This is a genomic window from Streptomyces sp. NPDC007088 (assembly GCF_042869355.1).
GTDB lineage: Bacteria > Actinomycetota > Actinomycetes > Streptomycetales > Streptomycetaceae > Streptomyces.
Window position 1 is genome coordinate 106,667 of the sequence record NZ_JBIAFO010000016.1, and the last position, 8,037, is coordinate 114,703.

An 8,037-nucleotide genomic window follows, 5' to 3' on the forward strand; every position below is an offset into this window, starting at 1 on the left:
GCGCGAGGAGTGAGTCAACGTGAGTGGAGCCACGGGCGCAGGAGCCAGTGGAAACGCGGCGGACGGCGTCCGTGGCCCCGCTACCGGAGCGCAGGGACAACACCGAGCGCGAGACTCCCAGGGGGGAACTGTGACGGACACCCGAGGCCCGCAGGCGCAGCAGTACGGCGGGCCTGAGCCCTACGCGGCGCCGACCGTGCCGGGCGAGGGGCAGCACACGCAGGGCGGGCAGCACGCCCAGCCGGGGCGGCACTCGACGCAGACGAGCGGCGGTGCTCAGCCCTATCAGCCGCCTCAGGCGTACTCCGCTCCGACGACGGGCGGGCAGCAGCCGGGGGCGGTGCGCAGGGCGCGTACGGGGGCCCGTACGGTGCCGCGTACGCGCAAGGCACGGCTGCGGGTGGCCAAGTCCGACCCGTGGTCGGTCATGAAAGTCAGCTTTCTTCTCTCCATCGCCCTGGGCGTCTGCACGATCATCGCGGCGGCCGTGCTGTGGATGGTCATGGACGCCATGGGGGTCTTCTCCACGGTCGGCGGGACCATTTCCGAGGCGACCGGTTCCGGGGACGGAAGCGGCTTCGACCTGGAGACGTTCCTGTCGCTGCCGCGGGTGCTGATGTTCACGTCGATCATCGCCGTTATCGACGTCGTCCTCATGACGGCGCTGGCGACCCTCGGCGCGTTCATCTACAACCTCTCCGCCGGTTTCGTCGGTGGTGTCGAGCTGACGCTCGCGGAGGACGAGTAGGGCTCCGGTTCCCTGTCCTGTCTCGGGGCCTTCGACCTGCCTGCCGTGGGTGCGGCGGTGCGGTCGGGGGCCTCGGCCGGACGGCCCGGGTATCGATTTTGGGACTGGCCCGGTCGTGCGCTAATCTTCAGAGGTCAGCGCGCGAGCGCGCGGGGCTATAGCTCAGACGGTTAGAGCGCTTCCCTGATAAGGAAGAGGCCACAGGTTCAAGTCCTGTTAGCCCCACTTCGTTGGACCCCCTGCCGGTAACGGTGGGGGGTTTCTTCGTGTGGGCTCGACCGCGGGTGGGGCTGTGCCGGCTTCGCTGTCGTTGTGGTCGTCCGTTGTGCTGGTGCCGGCGCGGTTCTCAGGCGACCGGCACGACGGTGATGCCCGGTGGTGCGTGTGGTGCGTGTGGTGCCGAGGGGGCGTGTCCCGAGCGGTCCGTGGTGTCCCGGTGCCGCTCCGGCGCGTCGTACGCGGTGTACGAGGGCGTACGGCGGTGTGGAGCGCCTGCGGGGCCGCTCACGGTGCCGCGGTGGCGTACCGCGCGGTGTCGTGGTGTCCGGCCGGGGCGTGCGGCGCCTCAGCGCGCTCGTGGTGTCCACGGGCGGCGGGGATGCCGGCGCCGGCGAGCGCGGTGGCGGCGGTCGGGGCGGTTTCCTCGCGCCGCGGCAGGACGGCGTCCTCGGAGGGGCCCGCGGGGCCGGGGACGCCCTGGGGGGCCGGGGCCGGCGTGTCGGTGCCGGTCTGTGCGGGGAGCGCGGGGGTGGCGGGGATCTCGCGCGTGCTGCCCGGGTGACGCGGGGCCTGCGAACGGGTGGTGTCTGCGCCTCCGGCCGGTGTCGCCGCCGGGAGTTCGGTCCGCGCGGCGCTCTGGAGGGGGACCTTCGTGAGCTGAGCCGGTTCAGCCGGCCCGGGGTCGAGCGGTGCGAGGCCCGTGGGCGCGGCCAGTTGGCGGCACGAGGGCGAGGAGCCGTGCTGCTCCGCCCTGATCCGCTGTTTCATGGTCGGCGGCAGTGACTGTTCCTTGGCCCGGACCGGCGCCACGAGGCGGTGCGGAACGGGCTGGGGCTGCGCGGTGGCGCGCTCGCAGTCGCCGCTCTGCGGGCTGCCGGGGGCGGGGGAGACGGGGGCGGCGGCGGTGGCGGCCGGGGTGGCGAAGCCGAGCGCCGCGAGCAGCGCGAGGAAGGCGCCGACGAGCGCCTTCCACAGCGTGGTGAAGGTCTGGGAAGCCACGGTGTCCTCACTTTCAGCTTGGTCGATTTGCGTACTTCCTCATGATGTGGATCGTTGGGGGAGAGTCCCGGACCGACGCCCGCGGCGCGTAGATCTTCCGATGAACACCACCCGTACGGACGAGTCGGGTGCGGCGCGAGGAAAATCACACCGCTCGGCGGCCCTCGGAGTGCACGGCGTGGAGCCCGGCGAGGCGGTGGGGGCGGGCCGCGAGAGGCCGGTGAGCGGGGCGCCGGACACCGTTTCCGGGGGCCCGAGTTGGGAGCCGGAACGGGTCGCCGAGTGATATGAGCCGGTGTGTATAGTCGGGCCGCAGAGGTCCCCTTACGTCAAAGAAGGACGAGGTCGCGCGGTGAAGAAGCTTCTCCTGGTCGCACTGGCCGCCATCGGCGGGCTCCTCGTGTACCGCCAGATCCAGGCGGATCGCGCCGAGCAGGATCTGTGGACGGAGGCGACCGACTCCGTGCCCACGGGTTCGTGAGTATCCACTCTCTTCGCACTGGGCCCCGGCCGCTTCAAGCGGCCGGGGCCCAGTGCTGTGCGGGGCGGCCGCCCGTTTCCTCGGTCCCCGGGACAAGGGTGGTGCGCGAGGGGCAGGATGGATCGGGTACCGGTCCGGCCGGGCCGGTGCGGGGCGGGCCGGGGGCGGGGGCGGTCATTCATGCGCGGCGGTTCGGCTGGGGTCTCGGCGGCGCTGAGCGCGGCGCTGCTGCTCGTGGCTGCCCTGGACGGAAGGGCCGCGACGGAGCCCACGCGCCCGTGGGCTGACGGGGTGTCCGCGGGGTTGCGGAGCACCGCACTTGCCGCCTCCCCGTCCGCACGTGCCGCCTCCGCTTCCGGCTCCTACGGCTTCGCTCCCGGTACGCGGCCGGTGGAGGGGAGCGGCAGCAGCACCGTGGCCCCGGAGCTGAGGGCGGACGGGACGCCGTACCGCAGCGGCGTGCGCCTCGCGGACGGGAGGCTCTACTACCGCCTGGAGCTGACGGCGCGCGAGAACACGTACGTCTCGGCGGTGGCGATACCGCCCGCCGGTTCCCCGGTGGAGTACGCGGACGGGGTGCGGCTTACCCTGCAGGACCGCGCGGGCAACCGTTGCGACACGGCGGACGCCGCGCTGGGGGCCGCCGCGTACCCGAGACCGCTCGGCGTCTCCGTGGAACGCGGCGTGCGGGCCGGCTCGGTGCGCTGCCAGGAGGCCGGCACCTACTACCTCGTCGTCGAGCGGCGTGGCGGACGGAACCCCGGGGCCGGGCGCTGGGACCTGGACCTGAGGGCCTTCACGGAGCCGCCGCTGCGCGAGCCTCCCGCGAGCGGCACCCCCGCGCCGCGGCCCTCCGTCTCGCTTTCGCCGCCCGGCGGCACCCCGGTGCGGCGCGCGGGCGGGACCGGGTTCGCCATGAGCGGCACGCAGGGCGAGGTGGGCGAAGGGGTGTGGCGGGACACGCTGCGGCCGGGGACGACACGGTTCTACCGGCTGCCGCTGGACTGGGGCGAGCAGATGTCGGTGGCCGCCGAGCTGGGGAGCGCGGTCGCGAGCGGTACGGGGCGGCCGTTCGTCAGTTCGGCGCTGACCGTGTCGCTGAGCAATCCCGCCCGGACGCAGATCGTCTCCGACGGGGTGACGTACACGGGCCGGCCGGTGAGCGCCGAACTGGACCCGGGGGCCCCGGTCGCGTACGAGAACCGCTTCGTGGCCCGCCGGGGGCAGAACGCCCTGCGCTTCCCCGGTACCTACTACGTGGCGGTCTCCCTCAGTCCGGAACTCGCCGGTGCCTTCGGGGACGGGCCGCTCGGGGTGACGCTGCGGATCGCGGTCCGGGACCGGGGCGGGTCCGCGCGTCCGCCCGTGTACGCCGGTGACCCGGGGGTCTTCCGGGCCGGGCACGGGGACCGGGCGTCCGCCGGGCCGGAGGGGACGGGGTCCGCCGGAAGGACGACGTGGCGCCTGCTCGCCGTCGGCGGCTTCGGGGCGGGGACCGCCCTGGTGCTGTGGATGGCCGGGTGGACCCTGCTCGCCCGGCGTCGCGCGGACGGCCGGGGGCGTGCCGGGGGCGCGCCGCCCGGTTTCTGAACGGACGGAGGACGCGGAGGCGCCCGCCCGCCACCCCGCGTGCCCTCCCCGGGCTCAGGTGCCGCCCTGCGTGAGCGCCCAGACACCCGTCGCGAAGCACACGAGGGCGAGCAGGAGCACCGGGATCGCGAGTCCGGCCGGCGGGCCGGGGCGGCGTGCACGCCGGTGCGTGGGGGCGGAGGGCAGCGGCGGCGGTACTGGGTGCTGCGGACCGCCTTGGACGGTGTACGGCCGCGTGGGGACCGAGGGCGGACGCGGGGCGTCGCTCGTGGTCCGGTCCGCCGGGGCTGGAGCTGGGGACGGTGCGGGTGCGGGTGCGGGGGCGGGTGCCGGTGCTGGTGCCGGTGCCAGTGCGAACGGGGTCCCGTGGAGAGGCGGATGGGGGTGCGGCGGGCTTGTCGGCGGGGGCGGCACGGGGGGCCGGGCGGCGGGCGCGGGGCCGAAGCCGGCGGGTGCGGAGGGGCCGGTGGCGAGGGGCGTGGAGGGTCCGGTGGCCGCGTGCGGGGCCGGGGCGGGCGTTGGGGGGACGGTGGGGGCCTGCCGCTGGACGGGACCCGAGTGGGCGGACGGTTTGTGCAGCGGTCCCTCGGGGCCGAAGCCGGGCGGGAGCGGGCCGAGTTGGTCGAAGACCTCGATCAGCTCGTCGTCGGGCCCCGGTTCGGGTAACAGGGCGGCTGCCGTGGCGAGGGCTTTGCGGGCCCCCGTGGCCGTACGGAACCGGGCCTGCGGATCGGGCTGGAGGAGCGGGCCGAGCACCTCCCACAGGGGTGCGGGCACGTCCTGAGGGGCCCTGGGGGTGCCGTACCGCGTGAAGCGTTCGACGAGTCCCTGTACGTCGGGCCGGGAGCCGCTCAGCAGGTAGAGGGCGACGAGGCCGACGGCGTAGAGGTCGGCGGGGAAGTCGGGTTCCGCGCCGAGCATCTGCTCGGGGGCGAACCAGCCCGGGGTCCCGACGACGAAGTCGGTGCCGGTCAGGCGTGCCTCGCCCTTGTGCAGAGCGATGCCGAAGTCGGCCACCCGCAGGTGCGGCCTGCCGGTTCCGGTCGCCTCCAGCAGGAGGTTGGCGGGCTTGATGTCGCGGTGCACGACGCCTTCCGCGTGCACCGAGGCGAGACCGGAGAGCAGCTGGTCGAGCAGGACGCACACGAACTGCGGTGGCAGCGGCCCGTAGTCCCCGACGAGGTGGGCGAGGGAACCACCCCTGACCAGGCCCATCGTGAACAGCACCTGATCGTCGTCGGCCGCCCAGCTCTCGGGGGCCAGGACGTGCGGGTGGTCGAAGCGCAGGGCCTGTTCCCTGACGAAGCGGAGCAGGGCGTGGGCATCGCTCTGCCGCAGGACCTTCGCGGCGACGTAGCGGCGCCGGCGGTGGTCCCAGGCGCGCCAGACGGAGCCCACCCCGCCGCGCCCGATCGGATCTGCCAGTTCGTACCGGCCGGCGAACATCTCACCCATGGTCGTGCTCGGCTCCCCCGTGCGGCGATGGACGACCGGGGCGCGGGCCCGGCGACGTACTGCCGGTGAGGCGGGGCCCCGCCGCGGTCGTGGGTGGGCTGGCTCAGTTCTGGTGTGCCTCGTAGTGCGCGACGGCGTCGGCGGTGCGGCCGGCGCCGTAGACCCGGAGGAACTCCGCCAGTTCGGGGTGGTCGGGAGCGAGGGTCGCGGCGGCGTCGATGATGTCGCCCGCCGCGGCGACCGAACGCAGCAGGGACTGGATCTCCCGTACGACGCGCCGCACGGTGGGCGCCCCGGACGTCGTTCCCACGGAGTGGCCGGAGGCCGACAGCACGGAGCCGCCCTGCGACTTCTTGATCTCGTCCATGCGCGCGGTCGCCTCCGCGGCGCTGACGCTGCCGTCGGCGACCTGCCCGGACAGGTCCTGGAGGAGCTGCACCCGCTGGACGACCGCCGGATTGCCGATCTTGGCGCGCTGCCCGCTCATGAGCTGGGACAGCATGGGCGCGGACAGGCCGAGAACTCCGGCGAGGCGGGCCTGGTTGAGCCCGAGATCGTCGATCAGGCGCCGGAAGAGCGCCCCCAGGGGCTCCCCGTACCAGTTGCGCTGGAGTTCCCTGGCTCTCGCCGTCGCCTCCTGCTGTGCTGCGTCCATGGCGCGTCTCCCCTTAGCTTCCCCACACGTCCCCACGAGCGCGGTTCGCTCCGGCGAACCCCGTAGCGCATCCTACGGAGCGGGCTCGCGCGCCGGGACCCCCATTCCTTTTGCCGAACCCCCGGGGTGAACCGGTACTCTGTCCCAGGCACCCGAACCGCGCTCGCGCGGCCGGGAGCATCCTTCCGGGGCCTTAGCTCAGTTGGTAGAGCGCTGTCTTTGCATGGCAGATGTCAGGGGTTCGACTCCCCTAGGCTCCACGTTCCACAGAGGGGCCCCGACCTGCGAACCGCAGGTCGGGGCCCCTCTGTGGTGCCCACGCTCGGTGCCGGGGTGACGGGCGCTCAGCCGTCAGGCGGTCGTGGCGCGGTGGTGCGCGGAGGCGAGGCCGGGGGGTGCTGTGTCGATGGCGGTCTGCAGAGCCGTGATGAGGGCGCGGGCCGCCTCTTCCGTCAGCTCGACCGGGATGCGGGCGGAAGGGCCCTCCGCGGGATTGAGGAAGTCGATGTTCACGGTGTGCTCGAAGGGGGCGTGCTGCGGGTGGTCGACGTAGACCATCGCGTGGGTCAGCGGGAAGTAGCCGCCGGTGCCCTTGCCGCTGCCCTCGATCCCGATCTTCTCCGTGAGGTATGTGCACATGGTGGACTCCTTGGTCAGACGTCTGCGTTCAGGTGCTCGCCGAAGAAGCGGAGGACCTTCGACCAGCCGTCCACGGCGGCCTGCGGGCGGTACGAGGGGCGGTTCACGGCGAAGAAGGCGTGGCCCGCGTCCTCGTAGCTGTGCAGCTCGTGGGGCTTGTCGTGCTGTTTGAGCAGTGCTTCCAGTTCGGCGACGGCCTCGGGAGAGGGGTACTGGTCCTCGGCGCCGAACAGGCCGAGCAGCGGGCAGCGCAGGTTCTCGGTGAGGTGGCCGATCGGCTCGACCTGGAGCGGGAAACCCTCGGGCGGGGTGCCGGTCACGAAGGCGCCGTAGCAGTCGACCGCGGCCTGGAGGTCGAGCTCGCAGGCGGCGAGGAAGGACTGGCGCCCGCCGGAGCAGTAGCCGATCGTGCCGATCCTGGAGTTGGAGTTGGTCAGCCCGCGCAGGTAGGCGGCCGCCCCGGACACGTCGCCGAGCAGTCGTTCGTCGGGGACTCCGCCGTTGGCGCGGGCGGCGGCCGCCGCGTCGTCGGGGTCGGCCCCCGGGGCCTCGCGGGAGTACAGGTTCGGGCAGACCGCGTTGAAGCCCTCGGTGGCGAAGCGCCGGGTGATCTCCTTGGTCTCCTTGTCGTATCCCGGCATGTGGTGGATGACGACCACGCCGCCACGCGGAGCGATGTCGAGGGGGCGGGCGGAGTAGCCCTCGATCAGATCGCCTCCGTGGCCGGTGAGCGTGACGGTCTCCGCCAGCAGGGCGTCGTACGTCGGCATGATGCGCGTCCTCTCCGCGGGCGCCTGGCCGGAAGCGGCGACCGGGTCCGGCTCGCCCCGCGGTGATCGAAATGGTTCCGTGATCGATGGGGTCGGTACGGCCGAGCCTAGGAGGTCGCGTGTCCGGCACGGCTCAGGGGGCTCGTGTAGGTGGCAACGAGTCGGGCGGGGTGATGGGCCGTTGCCCCGCTCGACTCGCGGTCCCGCAGTTCCGTCGTCCCGCAGTCCCCCAGTCCCCCAGTCCCCCTCCCCCAGTCCTGTCGTCCCGCAGTCCCGCCTGGAAGATGTTTCACGTGAAACGTCGGTACGTGCGCCGGTCTGCGCACCGGGCCGCGTGCCGGTCGTTCGACGGCTCGTGTCGTGACACGCCGGTGGGGGGGGGGGGGGCGGGGGGGGGGGGCCCCCCCCCCCCCGGGGGGGGGGGGGCGGGGCCCCCCGCGCCCCCCGCCCGCGGGGGGGCCCCCCCCCCCCCCCAACCCCG

The 8,037-nt window shown here is 73.9% G+C and carries 8 protein-coding genes and 2 tRNA genes; 5 read left to right on the forward strand and 5 right to left on the reverse strand.

Features of this window, described 5'->3' with window-relative positions; translation table 11 throughout:
- The first annotated feature begins 19 nt into the window (after positions 1-19).
- Together ACFYMP_RS23815 and ACFYMP_RS23820 are read left to right on the forward strand one after the other, a co-directional pair.
- Complete coding sequence (locus ACFYMP_RS23815) at positions 20-748, forward strand: DUF3566 domain-containing protein (protein ID WP_388861187.1); 729 nt, start codon at positions 20-22, stop codon at positions 746-748.
- A gap of 151 nt (positions 749-899) precedes the next feature.
- Positions 900-973: transfer RNA gene (locus ACFYMP_RS23820), tRNA-Ile, on the forward strand.
- Between the two features lie 279 nt (positions 974-1,252).
- Here ACFYMP_RS23820 and ACFYMP_RS23825 read toward each other — a convergent pair.
- Positions 1,253-1,966, reverse strand: coding sequence for a DUF6344 domain-containing protein (locus ACFYMP_RS23825; protein ID WP_388861190.1), 714 nt, complete (start codon positions 1,964-1,966; stop codon positions 1,253-1,255).
- Positions 1,967-2,318: 352 nt separating this feature from the next.
- Here ACFYMP_RS23825 and ACFYMP_RS23830 point away from each other — a divergent pair, with 352 nt between their 5' ends.
- Complete coding sequence (locus tag ACFYMP_RS23830) at positions 2,319-2,447, forward strand: DLW-39 family protein (RefSeq protein WP_003999697.1); 129 nt, start codon at positions 2,319-2,321, stop codon at positions 2,445-2,447.
- Between the two features lie 180 nt (positions 2,448-2,627).
- Entirely contained in the window at positions 2,628-4,037 is a 1,410-nt protein-coding gene (locus tag ACFYMP_RS23835) for a hypothetical protein (protein WP_388861193.1), read from the forward strand.
- Between the two features lie 54 nt (positions 4,038-4,091).
- Here ACFYMP_RS23835 and ACFYMP_RS23840 read toward each other — a convergent pair whose 3' ends face one another.
- Positions 4,092-5,492: a serine/threonine-protein kinase gene (locus tag ACFYMP_RS23840; RefSeq protein ID WP_388861197.1), complete on the reverse strand. Its 1,401-nt coding sequence runs from the start codon at positions 5,490-5,492 to the stop codon at positions 4,092-4,094.
- 103 nt (positions 5,493-5,595) lie between these two features.
- Positions 5,596-6,147, reverse strand: coding sequence for a helix-turn-helix domain-containing protein (locus tag ACFYMP_RS23845; RefSeq protein ID WP_388861199.1), 552 nt, complete (start codon positions 6,145-6,147; stop codon positions 5,596-5,598).
- 187 nt (positions 6,148-6,334) lie between these two features.
- On the opposite strand from ACFYMP_RS23845, the gene ACFYMP_RS23850 reads away from it, so the two are divergent.
- A tRNA-Ala gene (locus ACFYMP_RS23850) sits at positions 6,335-6,407 on the forward strand.
- Between the two features lie 91 nt (positions 6,408-6,498).
- Here ACFYMP_RS23850 and ACFYMP_RS23855 read toward each other — a convergent pair.
- Both ACFYMP_RS23855 and ACFYMP_RS23860 read right to left on the reverse strand, forming a co-directional pair.
- Positions 6,499-6,786, reverse strand: coding sequence for a DUF6295 family protein (locus ACFYMP_RS23855; protein ID WP_388861202.1), 288 nt, complete (start codon positions 6,784-6,786; stop codon positions 6,499-6,501).
- 14 nt (positions 6,787-6,800) lie between these two features.
- Positions 6,801-7,556 (reverse strand): dienelactone hydrolase family protein, encoded by a 756-nt coding sequence (locus tag ACFYMP_RS23860; protein WP_388861204.1) that lies wholly within the window; start codon positions 7,554-7,556, stop codon positions 6,801-6,803.
- Positions 7,557-8,037 lie beyond the last annotated feature (481 nt).

Excerpts from the sequence above, each read along its gene's own strand:
- ACFYMP_RS23840 (WP_388861197.1), bottom strand. The coding sequence starts at position 5,492 with ATGGGTGAGATGTTCGCCGGCCGGTACGAACTGGCAGATCCGATCGGG.
- ACFYMP_RS23835 (WP_388861193.1), top strand. The coding sequence starts at position 2,628 with ATGCGCGGCGGTTCGGCTGGGGTCTCGGCGGCGCTGAGCGCGGCGCTG.
- ACFYMP_RS23860 (WP_388861204.1), bottom strand. The coding sequence starts at position 7,556 with ATGCCGACGTACGACGCCCTGCTGGCGGAGACCGTCACGCTCACCGGC.
- ACFYMP_RS23845 (WP_388861199.1), bottom strand. The coding sequence starts at position 6,147 with ATGGACGCAGCACAGCAGGAGGCGACGGCGAGAGCCAGGGAACTCCAG.
- ACFYMP_RS23855 (WP_388861202.1), bottom strand. The coding sequence starts at position 6,786 with ATGTGCACATACCTCACGGAGAAGATCGGGATCGAGGGCAGCGGCAAG.